This window comes from Streptomyces longisporoflavus (genome assembly GCF_014649775.1).
Taxonomy (GTDB): domain Bacteria; phylum Actinomycetota; class Actinomycetes; order Streptomycetales; family Streptomycetaceae; genus Streptomyces; species Streptomyces longisporoflavus.
Window position 1 is genome coordinate 164,059 of record NZ_BMTR01000002.1, and the last position, 25,205, is coordinate 189,263.

Sequence of the window (25,205 nt, forward strand, 5' to 3'; positions counted from 1 at the left end):
GATCGCGGCCCTAAGGGACGCGGCAACCCCCGAAGGAGCAGCACCGCGCACTGGGGCATGCGGCTGCCTCAGGGCTTGTAGACGGCGTCACTGCCGTACAGCTCCCTGGTGAACGCGGAGACATCGGCGCTGCGGTCCGCGCCGTCGAGGTTGTACGTGAGATAGACGCCGTATCCCTCGCTGACGGTGCGGCGGGCGAGGCTTGCGACCGTGCTCTGCGAGGTCCGGCCGATCTCGACGGCCGCCGGCGACTTCTTGGACTTGGGCAGGGCGATGCCGGGGACCTGCCAGGTGCCGTAGTACGGGTTCCAGGCGTAGTCGAACTTGGACGAGACGTCGACGCCTCCGTAGGAGAGACGGGACGCGGCCGGGCCGATGTTGTAGAGGCTGATGATCTTGCCCGGCATGTTCGCGCGCAGCGCCGTCACCAGGTGCACGAACGAGCCGGCGTTCGGCTGGCCGGTGCCGTTGTTGCCGTACTCGGCGTACTCGTCGTCGAAGTCGATGCCGTCGAGGCCGTACTTGGTCACCGTGTCCGACATCTGCTTCGCGAACGCCGAAGCCGCCTGCTGCGACGGGAAGTTCGCGAACCCCGCGCCCTGGTGATTGCCGAGCACCGAGAGGACGACCTTGATGCCCTTCTGCTGCAACGGCCGTATCTGCGTGTCGGCGTTGTCGAGGACCCGCTGGACGTTCTCGTTGAAGTGCAGGTACGCCTCTTTCTTGGTCGTGTCGTAGTTGATGTTCGCCGCGAAGATCACGGCGACGTCAAAGGCGTTCCCGCCTCCGTCGGCGAGGGTGTACTTGCCGACGTTCAGCATGCTGTTGTTGTTCACCTCGACATACGCCACCGAGGTCGGTCCCTCTTTCGCGAGGGCGGGAGCGGGCCGGGGGGCGGGGGCCGCTGCCGCGCCGGTCGTGGCGGTCGCGCCGACGGCAAGGGCCGCGACGGCCGAGAGCGCGAGCGCGGCGGTCCGCGCTCTGCGCCGTACCAGAGTGAACATCGTTGATCGGTCTCCCATCACATGGGTCGGCGCCCGACCTGTTCGAAAGCGCCGAGTGAGCCCTCCGAGTTTTCCTCCCCCGTGACCAAATCCCAAGAATCACGCACAGACTCTTCACGACTCCCACGCACCTTGAGCCGCAGCAGCGCGGCACCGGGGCTCGGGAGTTGGCGTGTGCGGGACCTATCCCGCTTCGAGGCCCGCGCCCATCGCCGCGGAAGAAGGCGCATCGCCCTGGCGCGGGCTGCCGATGGTCACCGCGCCGCGGAAAGGGGCCTCCGAGATGGTGGACATGGTGTCCAGTGACGGGTCGGGGACTGGCAGCAGGTGGGCGTCGACCCAGGTGTCACCCGTCGCCGCGTTGGCCCACGGATCATCGATCACGAAGGCGCCGGGTACGGCGCCGTGGCAGAGCACCCAGTGCGGCACGTCGAAACCCTGCATCCCGGCGAGCGAGACCAGGAGCAGCACGTGCTCCTTCCGGCCGATCGCGGTGCGGATGTCGGCCAGGGAGAGGCGGCGCGGGTCGATGGGGACGCCGGCGTGTGCGGCGTCCCTACGCGATGCGCGCTGGAGCAGGGCGCGCCACTCCTGCTCGTTGTCCGGGAGGTGGTCGAGCAGGACGGGGCGGTCCGTATCGAGGTGGACCGTGACGGAGGACGACGGCCAGGTCCGGCGGACGGCTACGCCGAGGCCTACGGGCTCGCACGCGGGGAAGTTGGTCGCGCCGCGCCACAGCGTCAGCTCCGCCTGGCGGTCAAGTTCCTTGTGCGGCAGCGCCCCCGCGTGCGTCTGCGCCATCAAGGCGGTGACCGCGCCGCAGGTGAAGTGGGTGGTCTGCCCGTAGTACGGGGGTTCGCTCACCGTGCCCTCGTGCAGCCAGCGGACGTAGCCGGTCGCGGGCCCTTCCGCGTGCCCTGTCGGGGTGAGCGGAGGGCGCAGCGGGGCGAAGCCGGCGGCAGCGGCGGTGTCCGGACTGGCCGTCCAGCCTTCCCACTTGACCTGGGCGAGCCCTTGGCCGCGTGCGTGGGCCAGGACGGCCCGGACTGCTGCCGGCACCTCGCCGACGGCATCGACGATTTTCAGGTAGGCCGTGTGCGGGCGGGCCGTCACGAGCGCGGCGGCGGTCCAGTCCGTACCGTCGTCGCCTTCGACGGCCACGATGTGCGGGGTGTGTGCGGAGCGGTCGATGGTGTGCCAGCGGTCGGGCACCTCGTGGTGTGCCAGCTGTCGCAACTGGGTCGGCGGCGCATCGGGCTCGAAGGGGACGACTACGAACTTCACGGGCGTTTCCTGTTGTTCTTGGCTTGACGTGCTTGACGTGCTTGACGTGCTTGACGTGCTTGGCGTGCCTGGTCTCGTTGGTTCTGCTTGGGCCGCTTCATGCGCGGGAGCGGCGCAGTACCCAGACGAAGTACGGGCCGCCGACCAGGGCGATCATGAGGCCCGCCGGCACCTGGGCCGGTGCCGCGATCGTGCGGCCCAGGGCGTCGGCCACGCAGACCAGCAGTGCGCCGAGCAGCATCGCGACCGGGATCGCGCGGCCGTGCCGGGCGCCCACCAGGGAGCGGGCTAGGTGCGGGGCGACAAGGCCCACGAACCCGACGGCGCCGACGGCGATCACGCTGAGCGCCGCGAGCACCGCGGCGATGGTCAGTGCGCCGACACGTACGCGTACCGGCCTGACCCCCACGATGCGTGGCGTGTCCTCGTCGACGGCGAGCAGGTCGAGCCGGTCGCGCATGGCAAGGAGCACGGGGAGCGCGAGCACCAGGGCCACCGCGACCGGTACGACGTCGGGCAGCGTGCGCCCGTAGGTCGTACCCGAGAGGAAGGTGAAGATCCGGGGCGTGTTGTACGGGTCGGCACGCAGCAGGAGGAAGGTCGTGATGGAGCTGAGGCCGTAACCGCAGCCGATGCCGATCAGGACGAACCGGTCGGGCAGGAAGCCGCCGCGCCAGGACAGCAGGGCGATCACCGCGAACGTGGCGAGCCCCGCCAGGACCGCGACCGCGATGAGCAGCGGTCGTCCGCCGGACAGGCCCGAGGTGGCGACGGCCGCCGCGCCGAGGCCGGCGCCTGCCGTGATGCCGAGGACGCCCGGCTCCGCCAGCGGGTTGCGCACCGTGCTCTGTACGACGCATCCGGCCAGGCCGAGTGCCGCGCCGGCGAGGATCGCGGCGAGCACCCGCGGGAACCGGTCGTCGAGGGCCTGGCCGATCAGATCCGGTGCGGTGCCCCGCGCCCAGAGCGCGAGGTCACCTGTCCGCAGCCAGAGACTGCCCGCCAGGACGGCCACGAGCGCCGCTACGACCAGAAGAACCACCGCGCAGAGCACGACGCACAGGAACGCGCGGCGTGAGCGTGCGGCGACCCGCGCGTGCGGTGGTTGCCGCAGCGCTCCCGTGTCGCGCAGGCGCAGCGCTAGGACCACGATCACGACGGCGCCGAGCAGGGCGGTCGGTACGCCGGTGGGAATGGCGGCGGCCCCGTCCGCGCCCTGGATCGCCCGCAGCGTCGCGTCGGCGAGCAGGATGAGCAGCGCTCCCAGCAGCCCGGCCGCGGGCACAAGCAGCAGGTGGCGGCGCAGCGACCGGACGCGTCCCGCGATCAGGCGGGCCAGGACGGGCGCACCCAGGCCGACGAAGCCGATCGGGCCCGCGAGGGTCACCGCCGTGCTGGTCAGAAGCACCGCGCAGAGCACCGCGGTCACCCGGGTGGACCGGATCGGCACGCCCAGGGTGGACGCGGCGTCGTCGCCGAGGTTCATGACGTCAAGGCGCCGGGACAGCGCGAGGGCGATCGCAAGGACCACGGCCATGAGCGGGAAAGCGCGCATCGACGCGTCGATGTTCAGCTGGGCGAGCGAACCGCTGCCCCAGGCGAACAGGCCGGTCGTGTTCTGGTCGAAGAGGATGAGGAGCGTCGCGGTCGCCGCGTCCAGGGCCATCGCGATCGCCGATCCGGCCAGGATGAGGCGGGTGCCCGCGGTACCCGCGGCCCTGCCCGCGAGGAGCAGGACCAGTGCCGCCGCTGCCAGACCGCCGGCGAAGGCGACCGCGCCCGACGCCCAGAACGGGACGGACAGGCCGAAGGCCGCGACGACCGAGATGGTGAAGTAGGACCCGGCCGTGACCGCCAGAGTGTCGGGCGAGGCGAGCGTGTTGTGCGTGACGGACTGCAGCAGCGCGCCCGCGCAGCCCAGGGCGAAACCCACCGCCACGCCCGCGAACAGGCGCGGCAGGCGCGAGCCGGTGAGGATCTCACCGACCGGCGCCCCGCCGGTGTTCTCCCGTTCCCCGGCGAGGTGGCGCACCAGGTCGCCGACGCCGACGCCCGATGTTCCCTGCGTCAGGTGCCACAGGCCCGCCAGGGTGGTCAGGGCGAGAAGAAGTGCCAGGACGGCAACCCCCGCGGGAGCGCCGCCGCGGCCGGCGGGAGCACCGCCCTGCCGGGCGGGGGACTCTCCCTGCCCGGCGGGGGACTCGCCGTGCTCGGCGCGCGGCAGCGCTCTCCCTGCGGGTGCCGTGATGCGCGGGGCGTTCACTTCTTGAGCACGTCGACGTACGCGTCGATCGCCTGCTCGCAGGAGCGCGGACCGCCGGCGCCCCACACCCGCGCGGGGAAGGAGTGTGCGCGGCCTTCCTTCACGGCCGGGATGGTCTTCCAGATCGGGTTCTTCTTCAGCGCGGCGACGTACCCGCCGGCCCCTTCGTCGTTGGCGTAGAACAGGTTGGCGTCGCCGACCGAGGTGAGCCCCTCGACGTCGGTCTGCGCGAGGCCGTAGGACTTGTCGACGCCGCCGTCTCCGTGGTCCTTGTTGACGGCGTCGGTCCACGCCGGCTTCATGCCGAGTTCCTTGCCTATCTCGGTGAACAGGGCGCCGTCGCTGTAGGGGCGGACGGTGAGGTTGCCTCCCTGCAGCCATCCGTCGAAGAACAGGAAGTCCTTCGTGGGCAGATCGGCGTCGGCGACCTTCTTCTTCGCCGTCGCGAGGTGGGCGTCGAACTCCTTGAGTACCTGGTCGGCGCGCTCGGTGCGCCCCGTCGCCTCGCCGATCATGCTGAACACTTCACGCATGTTCCCGATCGGATCCTTCGGGTTCGCTCCCCGGGTGGCCATCACGGGGACGCCTCGCTTCTCCAGCTTCTTGAGGGTCTCGTCGTCGGCGTCGAACGCCTCTACGACGACGAGATCGGGCTTGGCCGCGTAGAGGGTGTCGAGGTCGGGCTCCTCGCGGGTGCCGATGTCGGTCACCTTGCCGGGCAGCTTCTCCGCGCTGACCCAGGTGCTGTATCCCTTCGCGTCGGAGACCGCGGTGGGGGTGACGCACAGGGTCAGCGCGTCCTCGACCTGCTGCCATTCCAGGACCGCGATCCGCTTGGCGGGCTTGTCCAGCTTCACGGTTCGTCCGACGCCGTCCTTGAAGGAGACCGGCTTCGTCGAGGTGGTCGTGGTGTCCTTGGCGCAGTCCTTCGAGGCGGGCGAGGCGCCGGCCTTGCCACCGGCCTCGGGCTTGTCGACGGTGGTCGTGCCGCAGGCCGTTGTGGCCAGGAGGAGGAGCCCGGTGGAGGCGGACGCCGCCAGGCGATGGGCACGGTTCATGAACGTTCCTCTTTCGTGTTTTCCGGCAGCGCGTCTTGCTCGCGACGCGGTGCGGCGGCGTATGTGCCGTTTTTGGGGTGGGGCCGTCCGCGCCGCTTCAGGCAGGGGCAGTCCGGCAGTGGTGGCGTACGACTGCTTCAGGCGGGGTGGCGCCCGATGGGGTCGATACGAAGGCGGCCCGTGCGCGGGTCGACGCCGACCTCGACGCGGATGTCGTAGACCTCGGCGATGTTCTGCTCGGTGAGGACGTCGACGGGTGCTCCGGCCGCGTGCACGCGGCCGGAGCGCATCAAGACCAGCGTGTCCGCGACGCGGGATGCCTGGTCGAGGTCGTGCAGCACGATTCCGACCGCGATGCCGTGCTCCACGACCAGATCGCGCACCAGGTCGAGCGTCTCGATCTGGTAGCGCAGGTCCAGGTGGTTGGTCGGTTCGTCGAGGAGCACGACGCCGGTGTCCTGGGCCAGGCAGGCCGCGAGCCAGACGCGCTGCAGTTCCCCGCCGGAGAGCTCCCCGGCCGGCCGGTCGGCCATGTCCCGCACGCCGGTGACGCCCATCGCGCGGTCGATGGCGCTCCGGTCCCCTGCGGTCAGTCCGGCGAAGCCGCGCCGGTACGGGTGGCGCCCGAACGCCACGACCTCCTTGACCGTCAGCCCGCCGGGCGCGGGCCTCGACTGGGAGAACAGCGTGACTTCGCGGGCGAACTGACGGGCACTGAGCAGGGCCGCGTCGCGCTCGCCTCCCTTGTCGGGGGCGCCGAGCGTCACCCGGCCGCCGTCCGTCCGGTGCAGTCGGGAGAGCGCGCGCAGCAGCGTGGATTTCCCGCTGCCGTTCGGCCCCACCAGGGCGGTCGCGCGGCCGGGTTCCAGCTTCAGCGAGACGCCGTGGACAACCGGTGTGCCGCCGTACCGCAGCAGCAGATCGTGCCCGTGGAGGGCGGCCACCGGCGTGGCGGGGTCGGCGACGGGGCGATCCGCAGGCCGGGAGGGGCTTGTGAACATCAGTGGGTCCGGGTGGCTCGGAGGGGCGAGGGGTGCGGCACCCTCCGTCCGGCCTGGTCGGCAGGGCAGCGGACTCGCCGCGCACGGAAAGCACCGTTCGCGGCGAGCAACAACTAAGGGTTACCTAACTCCGAGGAGCTTATATATCGCCCGGCATGTCGACAATCAGGAGTTCTGGACATCCGATACGGGATTCCGGACACCCTCGGGGGTGTCACGGGCGTCGAGGAACGCGCCCGGTGTGGTCCCCGTGATCCGCCGGAAAGCGGCGATGAAGGTGCTGGGCTGCGCGTAGCCGAGTTCCTCGGAGATGGTCGTCACGTCCAGCCCTTCGGAGAGGAACGTCAGCGCCCGGTGCACGCGCAGCGCCTGCCGCCACTGCGCGAAGGACAGGCCTGTCGCATGGCGGAACGCGCGAGTGATCGTGCGGTCGCTGACCCCCAGCGAGCGCGCCCACTCCTCCAGCGAGCGGGAGTCGGCGGGATCGTCCAGCAGGGCTTCGGCGATCGTGTCGATGCGGGGGTCGCCGGGCAACTGCAGCGCGAACTGGCGTTGCGAGGGGTGGAGTACGTCGAAGACGACCGACTCCGCCCGCGCCCTGGCCGCCGCGTCGAGATCCGTCCGGGACAGATGAGTCAGCAGCGACTCCAGCAGCGGCGTCATCTCCACCGCGACCGGCTCCTCGAACGCGAAGGGCGTGCGGTCAGGGGCGAAGAAAGCCTCGTGGAACTCCGCGCCCGCCGTCGCCCGGCCCCCGTGCACCACTTCGGCGGGCATCCAAAGGCCGTACCCCTCGGACACGGTGAAGACACGGTCCGCCACCCGGGAGGTCAGCGTTCCGCCGCGGACCCAGACCAGTTCGTGCCGGGGGTGCGAGTGCGGCGCCCACTCCGTGGGAACACGCGGGATCTGCAGCCCGGCGAAGATGGCGTAAGGCGCGATCGCCTGCTCGGGGAACGGCGCGACCCGGCGCACCACGGCGCCCGCCTCCTGCCGCCACATCCCGGGGCCGGCGTCGCCACGGGACGATATGACCATGCGCAGGAGTCTAGCCGGGGCCGTACCGGGGCATGCCCCTCAGGGCAGGGGCAAGAGCGGCGTGACGTTCTGGCAGCTCCAGGTGGAGCGGTGGGCGGGGGCGAGGGCGTCCAGGGTCAGGTTGATGACGTTGGGCGAGTACGGGACGCCGAGGTGGCTCGACCTGTCACCGGGGCACACCTGCTGGAGGGTGATGTTGTCGACTTGCCCGGGGCGGTCGGCGGGAGCGGTGAGGAATCCTGAGGTGTACGGGGTGACCATCTTGTCGTGGGTGGTGGCGACCACCGTGTAGGAGACCCCGGGCAGGGTGTCACCGCCCTCGTTGAGGCGGGTCAGGAAGGGCGAGCCCGACAGCTGTTGCCGGACTGACGGGCCCACCGCCGTGTCGGCCGCCGGGGCGATCGCCCTGACGAGCGTGTCCAGCCCGTTCACCGTCGTCCCGTGGTTGTCCGGGGCCAGTCCGACCAGCCGGTGCACCTTCGACGCGCCGCCCTCGAACTTCATGTACTGGCGCGGCATGAGCCCGCCCAGCGAATGGCCCACCAGGTCCACCGTGCGGGCCCGGTTGGTGTGCAGCACACGCTCGACGTAGGCGGCCAGTTCCCGGGCGGAGTCCTCGATCCGGCCGGTGCCCTTGGCGCCCAGCGCGTTGAGGGGGCTGCCGTGGGCGCCGTGGTTCAGGGCGTAGACGCAGTACCCGGCGTCGGCGAGCGCGGGCGCCATGGCGTTCCAGGTGTTGTACGCGTTCATGGCCGTTCCGTGGACCAGCACGACCGGCCGGGGGTGCGCCCGTCGGTCCGTACCGGCCGGGCAGGGAATCGTGGGGTCCGTCCGGGCGCCGGGCGGGCTGGAGTTGGCCGGCGCGGGTGACAGCAGGGTGGGCACGATGGCGCCGAGGGCGGTCTCGTGATGAGGGCGCGGCTCAGCAGGCGCGCTCGCCGCGGCGGGCGAGGCCGGGCCGGTGAGGGCAGCAAGAGAGCAGACGACGGCGGCCGTCGCGGCGAAACGCGAAAGCATGGGGTTACCTTTCCGGCAGGCGGGCCAGGGCGGACGGGGGCCCGGTCCGCAGCAAGCGAAATCGGGCACCGCACCGGCAACGCCGTGAGCGCTCCGGGGTAACGGCGCATCACCCGGGTGCATCCCCGTCAGCGAACGCCGCGCCGGCCGGCGGGCCCCGTCGACGCCCAGCTGCGGTGGTTCAAGCCCCGGCGGCGTCCACGGAGCGGTCCAGGTTGACCGCCGCGCTGATCAGCGCCAGGTGGGTGAACGCCTGCGGGAAGTTGCCCAGCTGCTCACCGGTGGCACCGATCTGCTCGGCGTAAAGACCGACGTGGTTGGCGAAGGTGAACGTCTTCTCCAGTGCCAGCCGCGCCTCCTCGATCCGGCCGCTGCGGGTGAGAGCCTCCACCCACCAGAACGAGCAGATCGAGAACGTCCCCTCGGTGCCGTCCAGGCCGTCGGGAGCCTCGGCCGGGTCGTAGCGGAACACGAGCGAGTCCACGACCAGGGAGTCCTGGATGGCATCCATGGTGGAGAGGAAGAGCGGGTCCCGCGGTGCGACAAACTTGATCATGGGCATGATCAGAAGTGACGCGTCGAGCACATCGCAGGCCGGCCCGTCCTTGCCGCTGAGGCGCTGCACGAAACTCCCGCGTTCCGCGTTCCACCCCTCTTCCATGATCTGGCGGTACATGGCGTCGCGGGCCTCGATCCACCGGACGAGGTCGGCCGGCAGACCACGCTGGCGCGCCATGCGCACCATGCGCTCGACGGCCACCCAGGACATGAGCCGCGAGTAAGTGTGGCGCTGGCGGCCGGCGCGGGTCTCCCAGATCGACTCGTCCTTACTGTCCCAGTGCTCGAGAAGCCAGTCGATGATCTGGGTCAGGTCGCGCCATGCCGTATGGGAGATGCCTGTCCCGTACTTGTTGAACAGGTAGATGGAGTCGACCAGTTCGCCGTAGACGTCGAGCTGCAGTTGGCAGGCGGCGGCATTGCCGGCCCGCACGGGGGCCGAGCCGCAGTACCCCTCGAGGTGGGCGAGTTCGCGCTCCGGCAGCTCCGCGTCACCGTCGATGGTGTACATCGCGCGCAGCGGCCCCGTCTCCTCGTCCGTGCCGGTCCGGGCCAGACACCGCGTCAGCCACCCGACGAAGGCTTCGGCCTCGTCGGTGAAGCCCAGTCGCTGGAGCGCGTAGAGCGAGAAGGCGGCATCGCGGATCCACACATAGCGATAGTCCCAGTTGCGTCCGCCGCCGATGCGTTCCGGCAGTCCCAGGGTGGGTGCCGCGATGATCGCGCCGGTGGGCTCGTGGGTGAGGAGCTTGAGGGTCAGCGCGGAGCGGTGCACCATCTCGCGCCATCGCCCTTGATACGTCGACCGCTTCAGCCAGGCCCGCCAGAAGGCGACCGTACCGTCGAACAGTTCCTCGGCCTCCCCGGGATCCAGCGGGCCGGCTTGTGTGTCGCCCCCCGTGCTCCCGTCGACGTCCAGGACGAACAGGGCCTGCTCTCCTTCGCCGAGTTCGACTTCGCCGTGTGCCTCACCGCCCCGGGCGGACAGGGGGACATCGCTGCGCAGCACCAGCGTCAGCTGCTCGGAGATGAACCGGACCTCGCCCCGGCCTGCCCGGGTCCGGTGGCGGGCACGCCCGTAGTCAAGGCGCGGAGCGATGCGGGCCCGCATGCGCATGGTGCCGCGCACGGCCACCACCCGCCGCACCAGCCGCTGGCGGTGTTGTGCGTCGTGGGGGCGCAGGACCGGCATGAAGTCCTGCACCTCCACCATGCCCTCCTCGGTGAGGAAGCGCGTGATGAGGATCGCGCTGTCAGGAACGTAGAACTGCTGGCGGGACGCCGTCGCACAGAGCGGCGACAGTTCCCAGACGCCGCCTCGCTCCGCGTCCAGGAGCGCACCGAAAATGCTGGGGGAATCGAACCGCGGCGCGCAGAACCAGTCGATGCGCCCGTCGGTCCCCACCAGGGCAGCGCCGCGCAGATCCCCGATCAGGCCGTGTTCGGCGATGGGCAGATACGGGCGCTCTTTCGCGTCCTGGTCGTCCACGCCTAAGCCTTCCGCCCGCGTTGGAACCGGGCGGCCACCGTACAGCCCGGACTTGGCGTAACTGCGGAGGCTGGCGGTGCGTCACACCACCAATGCGGGCATGAATTGCTGGTGCACAGTGCGTTGATGGGTGTTGATATACCGTCACATGCGAAATGCGGACCGAGACTCCTGGGGCTCGGTCCGGCTCGGTTCGGCTCGGTTCGGAACTCCTGCGGCTCGGCTTCGGCCCGGTTCGAGAGGCTGCGGCGAATCCGGAACAACCGGCGCCGCGTCTGCCGATTCCCTACGCCGCAGACTTCTGCCGACCTGTGCCGCCAGGGGGCCGTCGCGCGAGAGGCCGGCACTCAGCCACGTCGACACGGGATGCAAAATGCCCGTTCTGTCACCTTAAATGATCTAGCTAGATGTCCCTTTTGGTGCACTAGTTACCTTCGCGCCCCATTAAGGGTAAACGGTCATTAGTGCCCACTTTTGCTAAATATTTACACTGCCCGGGGTGATGCGGAGTGCCCTCAATCCGCATCGCCATCCGCCTCGTATTCAGTGAATTGGGTCACGCCATCGGCCGCCGTACCCAGGAAGCCGCTGCGCATACTTCCGTTACGCGATGGGAAAGTTGGCCTTTTCGATCAACGAGGAGGAGAGAATTTGATCAACGAGTAGAGACCTCATGCATTGCCTATGCGAATTCGGGTCTTGTTCCCTCCTGGCTTTCTCGCTTAACGTCAAAGTCAATCCGGACGGAACGCCGAATCCTGCCGCTGTCCGGAAACCCTTCCCACTCACACACACTCACGCACGGCAGGAGCGGGGGACCCAGGTAAGCCGCCGATCCGGAAACCGGATCGGCTCGGGGTGAAGTCGCATTCACGGTGCGGCCGGACATCTCCCGTCCGAACCCGACAGCTCACCTCGCAGGCGACGGAGAGGAATTCGTCATGTCTGCAAAGGGAAAGCACCGCCGCCCCAAGTCCAGCACGCTCAACCGCAACATCGCCGCCGCAGGCGCGGGCGGGGCCGTGCTCGTGCTTCCGGTCCTTGGCGCGACCACCGCGAGCGCGGCGCCGGCCGCCAAGCCCGCCGCGGCGCCCAAGACCTACGTCGTCGCAGCAGGCGATTCCCTCGCCAAGATCGCCCGTGAGCACTCCCTGACCGGCGGCTGGAAGAAGCTGTACGAGGACAACCGCGGCGCCCTCGGCGATGACCCGAAGCTGATCCAGCCCGGCGTCAAGCTCACCCTCGGCGAGAAGGCCCCGGCACAGCGGGCGGACCGCTCCGAGCGTTCGGACGCGGCTGCCGTCAAGCCCGCCGCCGCCCCGGCGAAGAAGACCTACACCAACGACCTCGACGGCTGGATCAAGGAGTCGCTCGACGTCCTGGCCCAGCACGGCATCCCCGGCACCTACGAGGGCATCCACCGCAACATCATGCGTGAGTCCTCCGGCAACCCCCAGGTCGTCAACGACTGGGACTCCAACGCTGCCGCCGGCACGCCGTCCAAGGGGCTCCTGCAGGTCATCGACCCCACCTTCGCCGCCTACCACGTGCCCGGCACGTCGACGGACAGCTTCGACCCCGTCGCCAACATCACCGCTGCCTGCAACTACGCGGCCGACCGGTACGGCTCGATCGACAACGTCAACGGCCCGTACTAGACCGACCCCGCCTCCGTCCGCTGTGAGCCCCGGCACGCCACGTGTCCGGGGCTCCGGTCGTTGTGAGGCAGAGCACCGCGTCAGCTGAAGGAGCGCCGGGCGCGTCCGCCACCCCAGCGGCTCGGAGCACTCGCGTCACCGGCGCAGCCGCGCACCCGGCGTCTGCCCCCGCTGGCCTCCTTCCCCGCCGGCGCGGAACCGCCGCTCCATCGCCCTCGCGACGACCTGACCCAGCGGTGCGTCGGGAAACTTCCTCCAGGACTTCGGCCGCTGCCTGATCAGGTCCCACTCGATCGCGTCGGCGCAGAGCTCGGCGTCGGCTGTGCCGGGCGCGATGCGATTGGATTGCCGGCAAAAAAGCCAACTCCCCAGCAGGCCTGACTGCGTGTCAAGGTGACGGCGCGTCAGGACCGGCAGAGGCTGAGGCGTCGTACAGGGCCCGGTTGTCAGTGGTGGCTGCGAGACTGCCCCGCATGACCGAATCGAGTCCGAAAGCGGACCTTCTCCGATACCTGCAAGACGGACGCAATACCCTGCTGTGGAAGCTCGACGGACTCTCGGAGTACGACATCCGGCGCCCGCTGACCCCCACGGGCACGAACCTGCTGGGGCTGGTCAAACACGTCGCCAGTGTGGAACTGGGCTACTTCGGCGACACGTTCGGGCGGCCGTTCTTCGAGGAGGAGCCGCCGGCCTGGTGGTACAGCCAGGACCCGGAACTCAACTCGGACATGTGGGCAACTGCGGACGAGTCACGAGAAGACATCGTGCGGCTGTACCACCAGGCGTGGGAACACTCCGATCGCACGATCGCGATGCTGCCGCTCGATGCGACCGGCCACGTGCCGTGGTGGCCCGAGGAGCGCAGCGAGGTGACGCTGCATCACATCCTGGTGCGCGTGATAACCGATACGCAGCGGCATGCCGGTCACGCCGACATCCTGCGGGAGCTCATCGACGGGTCCGTGGGGTACTTGCAGAACAACGACAGCCTGCCGACGGACGACCAGGCATGGTGGCAGGACTACCGCAGCAGACTGGAGCACGTGGCGCGGGAAGCCGACAAGGGTTGACGCTCTTCCCGCCGCCGGCCCTGCCAGTCCGGGGTCGGCGCGGGCAGCACCTTCCAAGACGCTCGCCTCTCCCCTGTTCCCCGGCCGCCACCGTGCAGCCGTGGCACAAGTCCAAGGGGCGGCGCCAGTTCTCCCTGTGAGCAAAAGCGGCGCCGGAATCCGTCTCCCGGCAAGGAGGCGGCGCACTTCTCGCTCCCCTAGGCTCAAGCGCGCGAACGGCTCGGCCGGACGCCCGGCATACAGGTACGCCCGGTCACATCCCGCACCGCCCGCAGGCAGATCCTTCTCGAACGGAGCCGACATGGAGTATCCGGACCCCTCCGCAGTGCCCGCGAATCTGCGGGAGGCCATCGTCGCGCACGGCTCGCTCAACGTCTTCTGGATGCTGACGCACTCACCCGACCTGGCACCGGGCGTACTGGGGCTCGGAGACGCGATCCTGCAGCGCAACTCACTGCCGGACACTCTGCGCGAACTCGCCATCGTGCGGGTCGGCCATGCTTACAAAGCGGCCTACGAGATCCACCACCACGAGAAGATCGCGCAACTGGTGGGGCTGACCCCCGAAGCACTCGCCGCCGCCGAAACCGGCTCCGCGGCAAAACTCGCCGGCCCCGAAGCCGCCGTCCTGGCCGCCACGGACCAACTCCTGGAGCGGCACACCCTTGATGAGTCCGCGCGAGCCGAACTCCTCGCATTCCTGACGGCCAACCAGCTCGCGGATCTCGTCGTCACCGTCGGCTTCTACCAACTCATCTGCAACTTCCTCAATACGTTCGAGGTAACGACGGAAGGCGAACCCCCCGCGCCCTACGACCAAGCGTCGCCGGCCGGAGACGCGGCGTCCGCGTAAAGCTGCCGCCCGGGGTTCAGTCGTCGCGTTTGCCGGGCTTCGTGGACTGGTCGCGGCCCCCGCGTGGATGCCACAATCGCAGCCACACGTCCCTCGCGTGACGCCCCGCCTCCGTACGGCTGCGCGCCACCACCTGGCGGGCCTGGGCCGCTGTCTCGACCATCGGGCCGGAGCCCCGCAGCGGCTTGCCGGCCGTCTCGTGCAGGAAGAACGTCGCCACGAGGCCGATCGCTCCGGCGACCATCAGATAGAAGGCCGGCACCAGGGTGTTGCCGGTCTTCTCCACCAGGAAGGAGGCCAGCAGCGGGGTAGTACCGCCGAAGAGGGAGACGGACACGTTGTAGGCGATCGACAGGGCGCCGTAGCGCAGGCGGGTGGGGAACAGGGCCGGCAGCGTCGCCGCCGCCGTGCCCGCGAAGACGACCAGCAGCAGTCCCAGAATCACGCAGCCGAACGCGGGAAGCAGAATGCCGCCCTTGCGGATCAGCAGGAACGCGGGAACGGCGAGCACGATCAGCGCGATGCTGCCGCCCATGAACATCGGGCGCCGGCCCCACCGGTCGGAACTGCGGCCCACCACCGTGATGGTCACGGCCACCAGCAGCATGGTGCCGAGGACCAGCAACTGCGCCGTCGTATCGCTCTCGCCCAGGGTCGCCGTCATGAAGGTGGGCAGGTACGACGTCACCATGTAGTTCGTGACGTTGTAGAGCAGCACAAGCCCCATACAGATCAGCAGGGCCTGCCAGTGCCGGGAGAAGATCTCTTTCAGGCGCCCATGACCGGACTGACGGGCCTGCTCGACGGGGTCCTCGTCCTCCCCCTGCCCGCCCTCCGCCTCCGATTGCGCCTGTGCCTGCGCGGAGGCGGTCTCCTGCTGGAAGGCCGGGGTCTCCTCCAGCTTCAGCCGCATGTACAGGCCGATCAGCCCGAGCGGGCCCGCGATGAAGAAGGGGATGCGCCAACCCCAGCTCTCCATTCCGTCCGACCCCAGGGTCAGCGTCAGCACCGTCACCAGGCCCGACCCCAGGGAGTAGCCCACGAAGGTCCCGAAGTCGAGCCAGCTGCCCAGAAACCCGCGCCGCCGGTCCGGTGCGTACTCGGCGATGTAGGTGGTGGCACCGGCGTACTCGCCGCCCGTGGAGAACCCCTGGACCAGCCTGCACGCCAGCAACAGCAGCGGGGCGGCGAACCCGATGGAGGCGTACGTCGGCAGCAGACCGACCGCGAACGTACTGGCCGCCATCATGATCATGGTGGCGGCAAGGACCTTCTGACGGCCGATGCGGTCCCCCAGCGGGCCGAACACCAGGCCGCCCAGTGGCCGCACCAGGAAGGCCGCCGCGAACGTGGCGAACGTGGCGACCACCTGCGCGCCGGGCGAACTCGAGGGAAAGAAGACCTTCCCGATCGTGCCCGCCAGATAGGCGTAAACGCCGAAGTCGAACCACTCCATGGTGTTGCCGAGGGCGGCAGCCGTCACCGCGCGGCGCACCTTGGGGCGGTCCGAGACCATCACGTCCTCGGCACTGAGCGCCTTCTTCCGACGGCGCAGCAACGTGCGCGCCATACGGTCGGTCGCCGCCGAGCGGGTCACATCGGGGTCCGGTCCCCGGGGGCGCCGGGGCGTACGGTGCGGAAGGCCTCTCACCATGAAGCTTTTCTCCTCGTGCCTGAGAAAAAGCTGAGTCGCCGCAAAATTAGGCTGATCATGAGAGATGGGCAACTTGTCCGCCCTGCGCGCAGGCAACCGGCGTAGGGCCGGGCACCCGCCCCCGGGGGTGCGGCCAGGGGGCCTAGCCAGCGGGCCGCCCGGCGGGGTGCGGCCGGCTTCGGCCCGGCAGGTTTGCCACGCGTCGCGCGGGTGACAAGAGGGCGCGCCGGAGGACGTGACCAAGGTCGCGACCGGCCTCCGGCCGCCCCGCAGGGCGACAGACCAAAGCCGTGCGACCACCCGGCACGTACGGCAACGCGGCAGACGGGCACCCTTCCGCCCCTGCGAAACGGAGAAACCGATGACGGTCATGACCGACACGACGACGGGCGCGCAGTTGGCGCAGAGCCTGCTCAAGGACGTAGGCGACGAGCGCGAGCAGGCCGCCACCCGCCTCCTCGGCGCGCACCACGACGGAGTGTGGCTGCGACGCTTCACCGGGGACCCGGACCTCGCGGCCGCCGCCGGACGGCCCCTGATCGACCGCACCGGCGCCTGTCCCGTCGTCGACTGGGCCGCGGTCAGGAAGCTCAGACTGTCCCTGGGCTGGTCGCGCCGCGCCTCCACAGGCGATCTGGCCGTCCTCGAATTCGCCTGCTCGCTTCTGGGCTCGGGCGCCATAGAGCTCCGACACGTCATGGGGGCCGTCGACCGGGACACGTTCCGGCTGCTCTTGCGGGCGCTGGAAGAAGCGGCGCGCGCGGACAGCCCCGACCCGCGCAGCCAGGTGGTTCTCAGCGCCTGACACACCGTCATACGGGTGCCGCGGGGCCACTGTTGTGAGCACGCGGCAGCGTGCACCAGGCTCACCAGGCGGACAGCGCGGACCGCGAGCCGCCTCGGGACGCGCGCTTCTCGAAAGGACGGCGAACCGCCGGGAGGAGCAGGCGCAGCCTCCCAGCCGAGCCCCGGCCGCCGGCCCCGCACCCCGGCCGGGCGGGTGGGGCCGGCGGCCTCGTCCGGCGTCCGACGGCAGCCCGCCGCGGGGCCCGTCCGGCCGCGCGGTCAGCCCCCGCACCAGTTCCGCTCCCCCCGCGAGCAGCCGGTCGCCGTCAGCTCTGCTCCTCCGACACCCTGCCAATGGGCGAATATGCCCGGTCACGGGCCCCGGACGCGGTACTGATGCATGGCACCGACCAACGTTTCCGCACCTGGAGTGACATGCGCATCCCTGCCTTCCCGCTGGCCCTCAGCCTCGCCGCCCTCGCCCTGGCGGGCACCGCCGGGAACGCGGCCGCCGCCGCCGACGACGAAAGCACCGCCAGCGCCAGCGGCAACAACGCCGAGCAGTCCTACGGCAACAGCAGCACCGATGGTCGGCAGAGCCCGCAGCTCTCCGCGGTCCAGGGCTCGTTGAACAAGGTCTGCGCCGGCATCCCGGTCAAGGCCAACGTGGGAGCTCTCGTCGGCATCCTCGTGCCGGTCGCCGTGCAGGACATCCCGGTTCTCTCCGCACCGCAGAACCAGCAGTGCACCGAGAACTCCACGCAGGCCAAGGGCGACGAGCCCCTCTCCCACCTCGTCAACGACATCCCGGTTCTCTCCGGAAACGGCACCGCCAACGAATGACCCGCGCGCCCGGCTGCCACTGCCTCTCGGTAGTGGCGCCCGCCGGGCCTGTTGTCCACCCGCACCCCGCCTGCCTGCCTGCCTGCCTGCCTGCCTGCCCCGAGGCAACTCCTGACAGCCGCGCGGGGTGCGGGATTGCCCGGCGTCGCCGATGCACGGCCCTGTGCAGCCGGTTCTTCGCGACGGACAGCGAACGCGGCACCGAGGCGGTACGCCCACCCTCGCCACGGTCGCGCCACTGTCGCACTACGGCAGCGGCAGGCTCGCGGGCGGGCCCGCGACGTGTCGGGCCCGCTCCGCCCACCGAGCCCGCTATAGATGGAACCTCGTATTCCGTCTCTCCTGACCCAAGAGGCCCTCATGTCACTGCGCAAGGCCACCACGGTCCTCGCCGCTTCTCTGCTCCTGTGCACCGCCCCGGCCGCCGCAGCGGCCGTCGGACCGGGCGAGAGTGTCACCGTCAATCCCACCGGCCGCGTCGCCTCGGACGGCACCATCACCCTGTCGGGCACCTACCGGTGCACGAAGAGCACCGGTCCCGTCTTCATCTCCTCGTCCCTCTCCCAGGGCAACAAGAACGTCCGCCACGGCATCGGCGGCACCCGCGCCACCTGCGACGGTCAGGAGCACGCCTGGACCAACACCGGGCGCCCCTCCCTCGCGACCCCCAAGCCGGGCACCGCCAACGTCGAAGCCACCGTGATGGAACTGGACCTGCGCAGCGGCCTCCCCCTGCCCCGCTTCCACGCCATGCACCGCCAGGACGTCACACTCGCCCGGGGCTGACAGCGGCGGTCCGGGGCGACGAGGACGCCGGGCACACCCCTGTGATCCGTTCAGGTTGCCGAGCGCAAACCCGTGAGCGAGCTTGGTGGAAGCAGGCGGCAGGGGCACCGCGGGTGTTCCCGAATCCGGCCGTCCGATCCCCAGGAGGACAGATGACCGACCCCCAGCAGGACCCGAACCAGCAGGAAGGCCCCGCGGACGGCGGCGCGGCGGGCACCCCGGGTGTCCATGACGGCGGAGCCGACGGAGGCGCCGAAGGCCCCGCGGACGGCGGCGCGGCCGGTACGCCCGGCGTCCACGACGGCGGAGCCGACGGAGGCGCTGAAGGGCCCGCGGACGGCGGCGCGGCGGGCACCCCGGGTGTCCATGACGGCGGAGCCGACGGAGGCGCCGAAGGGCCCGCGGACGGCGGCGCGGCGGGCACGCCCGGCGTCCACGACGGCGGAGCCGACGGAGGCGCCGACGAGTCGGGCAGCGGCGTTTGAGTGGCCCCCCGGCCCAGCTGCGGGATGCCGGCGCCACAGCGGGTGCCGACATCCTGCAGTCGCGGCTGACCGGTCTGAGCCCGCAGGACTTCGCCCGCGACGTCTGGGCGCGCACCGCGCTGCTCACCCGACGCGCGAGCGACTTCGACGACCTGTTCTCCGCGGGGGCCGCAGACGAACTGATCTCCCGGCGCGGGCTGCGCACGCCCTTCCTGCGCCTGGCCAAGGACGGCGCCACCCTTGACGAGGCGTCCTTCACCGCGCCCGGCGGTGTCGGCGCCACCATCGCCGACCAGATCGACGACACCGCCGTGTGGCGCGCGTTCGCCGACGGCGCCACCCTCGTCCTGCAGGCGCTGCACCGTACTTGGGAACCCGTCGCCGACTTCAGTACCCGCCTTGGCACCGAGCTGGGGCATCCGGTCCAGGCCAACGCCTACATCACCCCGCCGCAGAACCGCGGTTTCGACGCCCACTACGACGTGCACGACGTCTTCGTGCTGCAGATCCACGGCTCCAAGCGCTGGGTCATCCATGAACCCGTACACCCCGACCCGTTGCGCAACGAGCCCTGGACCGACCACCGCGCCGCCGTCACCAGCGCCGCCCGCGGCACACCACGTATCGACACCGTCCTAGAGCCCGGCGACGTCCTCTACCTGCCGCGCGGCTGGCTGCACGCCGCCCGCGCCCAGGGCCAGGTCTCCATCCACCTGACGCTGGGCATCCACACCCACACCCGCTACACCCTTGCCGAACAGCTCGCCCAAGCTGCCCTCGCGGTGCTGCGCGAGGACCCCGGCATGCGCCAATCCCTGCCCCCGGGCACCGACGGACCTGCCGACAAGGACGAGATCGACACCGTCCGCGAACACCTCATCGCCGCCCTCGGCCGCGCCGACAGCACGCCGCTGTTCAACCGCGCCCGCCGCAGCCAGGCCCGCCCCGCGCCCCTGGGACCGCTGGCCCAGCACACGGCGCTGCACACCCTGGCCCCCGAGACCCCGCTCATGCTGCGCCCCGCGCTGGCGGCACGACTCGACGGCACGCGCCTGTCCAGCCGCGCGGGCTTCCTCGACTGCACCTCCGCCGACCTGCCCGCCCTCACCCGCCTCCTGGACGGCCAGACCCGCACCGCCGACGACATCGGCCTCAACCTCGCCGCCCGACTGTTGCGCGCGGGCATTCTGGTCCCCGCCCCGCCATGACGACGCCCCCGGCAGGCGCGGGCGGACGCTTCCTGTGCGCGGAGGCCGCCCGCACCCGCGGCGACCCGCTTCCCGGCACCGCACCCCACACGCTGACCTGGATCCTCATCGAGCACCCCGGCGGCTGGCCCCCCAACGGCTTCGACGGCCTCGACCTCGACGCCCACACCAAGAACCTGGTCTACACCGCCGCCCAGGCCATCCGAGCGCGCATCCTGCTGATCAGACGCACCGGACGCCGCACTACCCGCGGCCCCCGCCGCTGGGCCGTCCTGCGCCACGACACCACCGGCGCCCACCGCCAGGAGTGGGGCACCTGGACACACGATCGCGACCTCCGACACATCACCGAGGCCCTCACCGCCGACCCGTGCTCCCCCCGCCAACTCGGCCACCGGCCCGTCATCCTGGTCTGCACGCACGGCCGTCACGACACCTGCTGCGCCCTGCGAGGCCGCCCCGTCGCCCAGGCCCTCGCCCGCCGCTGGCCCGATCTCGTCTGGGAGTCGAGCCACACCGGCGGCGACCGTTTCGCCCCCAACATCCTCGTCGCCCCCGACGGCGTCCACTACGGCCAACTCGACCCCGCCACCTCCGTGACAGCCGTCGAAGCACACCTGGCCGACCGCATCCGCGCGGAACACCTCCGCGGCTACACCGATCTCTACCCACCCCAACAAGTCGCCGTCACCGCCCTGCTGGCCCGCTTCGGCCCCGCGGGCCGCCACCACTACACCGTCACCGACACCACCCGCCTCGCCGACAACCACTGGCGGATCCACATCAGCGCCCCGCCGCCGCAGTCGGCCACCCTTGAGGTCGAGGTGCGCTCCCACCACACGCCGCGCAATCAACTCACCTGCAACGGCCCCTCCCCCAGCTCCACCGTCATCTACACCGCCACAGCCATCCACACCCGCTGACACCACTCGTGACCAGCCGGCCGGCCAGGAGCCGGATGCCGGACCTTCTCACCCGGTGTGCAGGACCCGGAAGCGGCCGGGCTGTGCCGGATCCCGGTCGACGACCTGGATCGGAGCCCCGGCCCATTGCCAGACGTTGCTGTCCGGTACGCGGGAGAATCCGATCCGCCCGCGGGTGCCCTCGACCGCGACTCGCGACCAGGCTGCGGCCGTGCGCGCCCGGTCCGCGCCGCCGTGACGCAGCGCCTCCGCGAGGACCGCGACGGTGTCGTAGCCCTCGTAGGCCACGAAGGAGGGCTCCACAGCCGGCTCCGCGCGAAGGGCCGCCCCGACACGTGCGCCGAGCGCGGTCAGACGCTCGGGCAGATAGCGCAGGAAGGGGATCCCGGCGCCGTCGCCGCCCAGCAGCGCCGCCCATTCGGCGAACTCCGGCTGCCCTGCCGGAGCGCCGATCAGCAGCCCGGCCAGGCGCCGATCGCCGCGGACGGCCCTGACGACCGGCACGGCAGGATCCGGGTGGCCCAGCAAGAGAAGAAGGGCCGTCGCGCCACTGCGGACGAGTTCCTGGCACACCGTCTCGGGGGTGAGCGCGCTCATGTCGATTTCGCTGACGGTGCCGCCGCGTGCGGCCAGGTGGTCCCGCAGGATGCGGGTGCCGGAGGCCCAATAGACACTCGGCTGGGTCGCCACGGCGATACGGTCGTGGCCCGCTCCGAGGAGGAAGTCCGCATAGACCCGCCAGCCGCGCGACTGCGGCGGGGGCAGGCGCGCAACCCACTTCGTGGGCTGTTCGGTGAGCGCGTCGAGAACCGACGACGAACACAGGAACGGCAGGCCGAGGGCGTCGGCCCGGCCCGCGGCGGCGCGGGCCACGACGCTGTGATATTCCCCCGCCACGGCGGCCACCCCCAGACCGGCCAGCTCATCCACGGCCGCCACCGCCCGCCGCGGATCAGCCGCCGTGTCCCGGATCACCAGCTCAAGTGGCTGTCCGCCGATGCCACCGGCCTCGTTGACCTCGCGCACACCCAGCGCGAGACCGGCAGCCAGCTGCTCGCCCGCCTCGACCCAGCCAGGCCGGCTCAACGGAACGAGGGCCCCGACCCGAACTGACGGCCCGTCATACTGCGCGGCGTTCGGCAACGACGGCGACGTACTCATGCGCTCGTGTCTCCCATCGATTCCGCGGTGATCAGTCCCTGCCGGTAGGCCACGCTGACCGCCTCCGTGCGGCTCGCCGCTTCCAGCTTGGCGAGGATGTTGGAGACGTGGACACTTGCCGTCTTGGGGCTGATGAACAGCTCCTCGCCGATCTGCCGGTTGCTGCGTCCCAGGGCGAGGAGCCGCAACACGTCCTGCTCGCGGGAGGTCAGTACGGCGCCGCCGTCCTTGGCGGGCACCGTCAGCCGCCCCCGGCGCACCAGCGCGTCCAGCTGTTCACGCAGGAGGGTGGCACCCAGACGGTCGGCCTCCTGGCGCACCGCATCGGCCTCGGCGGCCGCTTCCTCGCGGCGATCGGCCGCCAGCAACGCCTCCGCGAGACGCAGCCGGCAACGCGTGCGCTCGTACACATTGCCGTACGCGAAGGCGCTCACCGCCTTCTCCCAGGCCGCCGCGTCCGGCCCGGAGACGGCTCGCGCCCATTCGGCTTCGGCGCGAGCCAGCCACGCCTGCCCCTCCGGACCCTGCGGAGTGCCGTCCTCGCCACGGCCTGCCGACGCCCGCGCCTGCTGCACGAGTTCACCCGCCGTGTCCGCAAGACGCTTCGCCTCCCGCTCGTCCCCGCGCGTGCGCAGCCCGACCGCCGAGTCGGCGACCGCGGACAGGGCCAGAGCCGCCAGCCGGACCGTGACGTCGGGTGGCGTGCTCGCGTCGCCGGTGAGCGCCTCCAGGGTGTAACGCATCGCCCGCACGGCCTCCTCCGCGTCCCCCCGCCAGGCAGCCGCGTCGGTCCGCACGATTCCCGCGACCAGCGTGTTCATCCAGTCGAACGGCTCTTCGAGCAGCGCCCTGGCGCGCTCGACCGCGGTGAAATCGCCGCGTGCCAGCGCCACGAACAGGCCGGGGCCGGCGCCGCCCGCGCTGAACAACGCCTCGGCGTCCTCGGCCGCGTCACGCGCGCACTCGTCCCAGTGGCCGAGCGTGTACTGCACCAGCAGCCGCAAGTACCGCATCTCCCGCGGATACGGCGAGGACAGCAGGCCTGAGCGACGGGCCCGGTCCAACCCCTCCGCCGCCCATCGCAGGCAACCCTCCAGGTCACCGGATTCGATGGCGCCAACGGCCAGGTTGAACAGGGCGCGCATCTCCACGGGAGCGCTGCCCGACCGCTGCGCCAGCTCCCGTGCCTTACGCAGCTGCTCCCTGCCCTCGGGGGTGCGGCGATTGCACTCTCCCCCGTGGAACGTCATCGAGATCAGGAGGTCGGCTCGCGCGTCGTCGACGCCCAGTTCGGCCGCGGCGTGCAGCGCTTGTGTGCCGACCCGCAGCGCGCCCTCGTCCTCGTCCCCGTCCGCCATGCGGGCGGCGACCATCACGTAGGTGGCTGCCGCCCACACCCATGTCGCCGAAGGGGGGTCGGCGGGGATCAGATCGAGGGCTTCCCGGCTGTGGGCGAGGGCGGCCGGGAGGTTGTCGACGTTCAGCAGGTTCCCGGCGAGCGTGTAGCGGACCCGGGTGGCAAGCTCCAGGTCGGCGTCCTGACCGAGACCGGCGAGCGCGGACCGAGTGAGAGAGACGGCCCGGTGCGATTCCCCGGCATGAGCGGCCGCCGCCGAGGCGCGCAGCGTGAGTGTCACGGCATCGGTCCCGGCAGGCCGGCCTGCGGCCTCGACCGCCGACCACAGATCGAGGGCCGCCTCGATGTGCCGCAGTTCCTCGGCGGGCGCGCCGACGCGCTGGGCGTGATCGGCGGCCTCCAGCGAAGCGGCGAGGGCCTCGGGCAGGTCATGGCTCTCGCGGTAGTGATGGGCGCGCTCGGCCGCGCTGGCCGACTGACGGTCCCGCCCGGCGAGCAGGCGGGCGAACATGCCGTGCAACCGGGACCGTTCACCGGGCAGGAGATCGGCGTAGACCGCCTCCCGGGCGAGCGCGTGCCGGAAGGAGTACGTGTCGCCGTCCCGGGGCACGAGCAGTTGCCGTCCCACGGCCTCGCGCAGCACGGCCTCCAGCCCCTCCTCGGGCAGCCCGACAGCGTCGCGCAGCAGCTCGTGCCCGACGCTGCGCCCGGCGACCGCCGCGGTGCGCAGCACCTGCTGGGCCGTCTCGGACAGTTGCTCGAAACGGATGAGCAGTACGTCGGCCAGACCGCTGGGCACACTGCCGGCCGGCGCGTCCGTGGCCGCGACCAGCTCCTCCGCGTAGAAGGCGTTGCCCTCGGCGCGCTCGACGATCCGGTGCACGGCGGCGTCGGACAGGGGCTGATCCCGCAGGGAGCGCACGAGGCGGGCCACATCCGCGTCGGGCAGCGGCTGGAGTTCAAGGCGTTCCACGGCGGGCAGTCGCACCAGCTCGGCCAGCAGGGGGCGCAGGGGGTGACGGCGGTGCAGGTCGTCCGCCCGGTACGAGGCGAACACCGCGAGCCGGTGGTCGTGCGGGCCGCCGGTCGACCGCTGCAGGACATTGCGGCTGAGCAGGAACCGCAGCAGGTCCCGTGAGGACTGATCGGCCCAGTGCAGGTCCTCCAGGACCAGCAGCAGTGGCGCGATGTCGGCGAGTTCCGCCAGCAGAGCGGCCACGTCCTCGAAGAGCCGCAATCGCCTGTTCACGTCCCCCGCGGCGTCCGTACCGCCGCCGAGCAGGCGCTCGGTCACCGGGTGACCGGCCAGGACCGGGGCGAACCGCTCGTCCGCGGCCAGCGTGCCGAGGATTTCGGTGAACGGCAGATACGGCAGCCCCACATCGCCCAGGTCGACGCAGTGTCCGATGAGCACGGTCATCCCGGAGGCGGCCGCCCGCCCGGCCAGCTCGTCCAGCGCGCGCGTCTTGCCCACTCCGGCGTCCCCGGAGACCAATACCGCACGGGCCTCGCCGGCGCGGACACGCTCCAGCACCCCGGAAAGCCGGTCGAGTTCGTCTTCCCGGCCGACGAGTTGGCCGGTGAACAGGGAGTTGGTGTGCGGCACAAGCCACATCCTGGCACATGGGTTCGGTACGCCTGCCGGACCAGAGGTGCCGCGAACGGAGCACCATCGCACCGAACGCAAGCCGCCGGGCACGCCAACC

Annotated in this window: 20 protein-coding genes and 1 riboswitch; of the genes, 9 read left to right on the forward strand and 11 right to left on the reverse strand. The window is 71.0% G+C overall.

The window, feature by feature from the left end; translation table 11 throughout:
- Nucleotides 1-68: 68 nt before the first annotated feature.
- From IE226_RS04775 to IE226_RS04810, 8 genes are all read right to left on the reverse strand, one after another.
- Complete coding sequence (locus IE226_RS04775; protein ID WP_190079725.1) at nt 69-1,004, reverse strand: endo-beta-N-acetylglucosaminidase H; 936 nt, start codon at nt 1,002-1,004, stop codon at nt 69-71.
- 183 nt (nt 1,005-1,187) lie between these two features.
- A complete protein-coding gene (locus IE226_RS04780; RefSeq protein ID WP_190079726.1) occupies nt 1,188-2,288 on the reverse strand; it encodes a peptidase C39 family protein in 1,101 nt (366 codons plus the stop codon).
- Nucleotides 2,289-2,385: 97 nt separating this feature from the next.
- The gene (locus IE226_RS04785) at nt 2,386-4,404 is read right to left on the reverse strand and encodes an iron ABC transporter permease (protein WP_373306889.1); all 2,019 of its coding nucleotides are present in this window, start codon (nt 4,402-4,404) and stop codon (nt 2,386-2,388) included.
- A gap of 143 nt (nt 4,405-4,547) precedes the next feature.
- Nucleotides 4,548-5,609: an iron-siderophore ABC transporter substrate-binding protein gene (locus tag IE226_RS04790; RefSeq protein WP_190079728.1), complete on the reverse strand. Its 1,062-nt coding sequence runs from the start codon at nt 5,607-5,609 to the stop codon at nt 4,548-4,550.
- Between the two features lie 137 nt (nt 5,610-5,746).
- Nucleotides 5,747-6,610 (reverse strand): ABC transporter ATP-binding protein, encoded by an 864-nt coding sequence (locus IE226_RS04795; protein WP_190079729.1) that lies wholly within the window; start codon nt 6,608-6,610, stop codon nt 5,747-5,749.
- 165 nt (nt 6,611-6,775) lie between these two features.
- Nucleotides 6,776-7,648, reverse strand: a complete 873-nt coding sequence (locus IE226_RS04800) for a helix-turn-helix domain-containing protein (RefSeq protein ID WP_373306876.1) — start codon at nt 7,646-7,648, stop codon at nt 6,776-6,778.
- A gap of 39 nt (nt 7,649-7,687) precedes the next feature.
- On the reverse strand, nt 7,688-8,665 hold the full coding sequence (locus IE226_RS04805; RefSeq protein ID WP_190079730.1) for an esterase/lipase family protein: 978 nt from the start codon (nt 8,663-8,665) through the stop codon (nt 7,688-7,690).
- A gap of 181 nt (nt 8,666-8,846) precedes the next feature.
- The gene (locus IE226_RS04810) at nt 8,847-10,712 is read right to left on the reverse strand and encodes a glycoside hydrolase family 15 protein (protein ID WP_190079731.1); all 1,866 of its coding nucleotides are present in this window, start codon (nt 10,710-10,712) and stop codon (nt 8,847-8,849) included.
- A gap of 782 nt (nt 10,713-11,494) precedes the next feature.
- Nucleotides 11,495-11,651: riboswitch (cyclic di-AMP (ydaO/yuaA leader) on the forward strand.
- A 2-nt stretch (nt 11,652-11,653) separates the two neighbouring features.
- Between IE226_RS04810 and IE226_RS04815 the strand changes: the two genes are divergently transcribed.
- The 3 genes from IE226_RS04815 (at nt 11,654) to IE226_RS04825 (ending at nt 14,296) form a co-directional block, all read left to right on the forward strand.
- Entirely contained in the window at nt 11,654-12,370 is a 717-nt protein-coding gene (locus IE226_RS04815) for a transglycosylase SLT domain-containing protein (protein WP_190079732.1), read from the forward strand.
- 473 nt (nt 12,371-12,843) lie between these two features.
- Entirely contained in the window at nt 12,844-13,443 is a 600-nt protein-coding gene (locus IE226_RS04820) for a DinB family protein (RefSeq protein ID WP_190079733.1), read from the forward strand.
- A gap of 301 nt (nt 13,444-13,744) precedes the next feature.
- Complete coding sequence (locus IE226_RS04825; RefSeq protein WP_190079734.1) at nt 13,745-14,296, forward strand: carboxymuconolactone decarboxylase family protein; 552 nt, start codon at nt 13,745-13,747, stop codon at nt 14,294-14,296.
- 16 nt (nt 14,297-14,312) lie between these two features.
- On the opposite strand, the gene proP is transcribed toward IE226_RS04825, so the two are convergent.
- Nucleotides 14,313-15,866 (reverse strand): glycine betaine/L-proline transporter ProP, encoded by a 1,554-nt coding sequence (gene proP, locus IE226_RS04830; protein WP_190080074.1) that lies wholly within the window; start codon nt 15,864-15,866, stop codon nt 14,313-14,315.
- Between the two features lie 445 nt (nt 15,867-16,311).
- Here proP and IE226_RS04835 point away from each other — a divergent pair, with 445 nt between their 5' ends.
- The 6 genes from IE226_RS04835 to IE226_RS04860 all read left to right on the forward strand — a co-directional run bounded on the left by IE226_RS04835 (nt 16,312) and on the right by IE226_RS04860 (nt 20,981).
- Nucleotides 16,312-16,755: a hypothetical protein gene (locus IE226_RS04835; RefSeq protein WP_190079735.1), complete on the forward strand. Its 444-nt coding sequence runs from the start codon at nt 16,312-16,314 to the stop codon at nt 16,753-16,755.
- Nucleotides 16,756-17,171: 416 nt separating this feature from the next.
- Nucleotides 17,172-17,579, forward strand: a complete 408-nt coding sequence (locus tag IE226_RS04840; protein ID WP_229870496.1) for a rodlin — start codon at nt 17,172-17,174, stop codon at nt 17,577-17,579.
- 360 nt (nt 17,580-17,939) lie between these two features.
- Nucleotides 17,940-18,365: a DUF6299 family protein gene (locus tag IE226_RS04845; protein WP_190079736.1), complete on the forward strand. Its 426-nt coding sequence runs from the start codon at nt 17,940-17,942 to the stop codon at nt 18,363-18,365.
- A 152-nt stretch (nt 18,366-18,517) separates the two neighbouring features.
- Entirely contained in the window at nt 18,518-18,850 is a 333-nt protein-coding gene (locus tag IE226_RS04850) for a BatC protein (protein WP_190079737.1), read from the forward strand.
- Nucleotides 18,847-20,058, forward strand: a complete 1,212-nt coding sequence (locus IE226_RS04855; protein ID WP_190079738.1) for a cupin domain-containing protein — start codon at nt 18,847-18,849, stop codon at nt 20,056-20,058. Before IE226_RS04850 ends, IE226_RS04855 begins: the two co-directional genes overlap by 4 nt.
- On the forward strand, nt 20,055-20,981 hold the full coding sequence (locus IE226_RS04860; protein WP_190079739.1) for a ferredoxin family protein: 927 nt from the start codon (nt 20,055-20,057) through the stop codon (nt 20,979-20,981). Before IE226_RS04855 ends, IE226_RS04860 begins: the two co-directional genes overlap by 4 nt.
- A 48-nt stretch (nt 20,982-21,029) precedes the next feature.
- Here IE226_RS04860 and IE226_RS04865 read toward each other — a convergent pair whose 3' ends face one another.
- Together IE226_RS04865 and IE226_RS04870 are read right to left on the reverse strand one after the other, a co-directional pair.
- Nucleotides 21,030-22,142 carry an ABC transporter substrate-binding protein gene (locus IE226_RS04865; RefSeq protein ID WP_190079740.1) on the reverse strand — a complete coding sequence of 371 codons (1,113 nt, stop codon included), beginning with the start codon at nt 22,140-22,142 and terminating at the stop codon, nt 21,030-21,032.
- Nucleotides 22,139-25,105: a helix-turn-helix transcriptional regulator gene (locus tag IE226_RS04870; RefSeq protein ID WP_373306877.1), complete on the reverse strand. Its 2,967-nt coding sequence runs from the start codon at nt 25,103-25,105 to the stop codon at nt 22,139-22,141. Before IE226_RS04870 ends, IE226_RS04865 begins: the two co-directional genes overlap by 4 nt.
- Nucleotides 25,106-25,205: the final 100 nt, after the last annotated feature.

Coding starts and splice junctions, on each gene's coding strand:
- IE226_RS04775 (WP_190079725.1), bottom strand. CDS start 1,004: ATGTTCACTCTGGTACGGCGCAGAGCGCGGACCGCCGCGCTCGCGCTC.
- IE226_RS04790 (WP_190079728.1), bottom strand. CDS start 5,609: ATGAACCGTGCCCATCGCCTGGCGGCGTCCGCCTCCACCGGGCTCCTC.
- IE226_RS04795 (WP_190079729.1), bottom strand. CDS start 6,610: ATGTTCACAAGCCCCTCCCGGCCTGCGGATCGCCCCGTCGCCGACCCC.
- IE226_RS04800 (WP_373306876.1), bottom strand. CDS start 7,648: ATGGTCATATCGTCCCGTGGCGACGCCGGCCCCGGGATGTGGCGGCAG.
- IE226_RS04805 (WP_190079730.1), bottom strand. CDS start 8,665: ATGCTTTCGCGTTTCGCCGCGACGGCCGCCGTCGTCTGCTCTCTTGCT.
- IE226_RS04815 (WP_190079732.1), top strand. CDS start 11,654: ATGTCTGCAAAGGGAAAGCACCGCCGCCCCAAGTCCAGCACGCTCAAC.
- IE226_RS04820 (WP_190079733.1), top strand. CDS start 12,844: ATGACCGAATCGAGTCCGAAAGCGGACCTTCTCCGATACCTGCAAGAC.
- IE226_RS04825 (WP_190079734.1), top strand. CDS start 13,745: ATGGAGTATCCGGACCCCTCCGCAGTGCCCGCGAATCTGCGGGAGGCC.
- proP (WP_190080074.1), bottom strand. CDS start 15,866: ATGGCGCGCACGTTGCTGCGCCGTCGGAAGAAGGCGCTCAGTGCCGAG.
- IE226_RS04835 (WP_190079735.1), top strand. CDS start 16,312: ATGACGGTCATGACCGACACGACGACGGGCGCGCAGTTGGCGCAGAGC.
- IE226_RS04840 (WP_229870496.1), top strand. CDS start 17,172: ATGCGCATCCCTGCCTTCCCGCTGGCCCTCAGCCTCGCCGCCCTCGCC.
- IE226_RS04845 (WP_190079736.1), top strand. CDS start 17,940: ATGTCACTGCGCAAGGCCACCACGGTCCTCGCCGCTTCTCTGCTCCTG.
- IE226_RS04850 (WP_190079737.1), top strand. CDS start 18,518: ATGACCGACCCCCAGCAGGACCCGAACCAGCAGGAAGGCCCCGCGGAC.
- IE226_RS04860 (WP_190079739.1), top strand. CDS start 20,055: ATGACGACGCCCCCGGCAGGCGCGGGCGGACGCTTCCTGTGCGCGGAG.
- IE226_RS04865 (WP_190079740.1), bottom strand. CDS start 22,142: ATGAGTACGTCGCCGTCGTTGCCGAACGCCGCGCAGTATGACGGGCCG.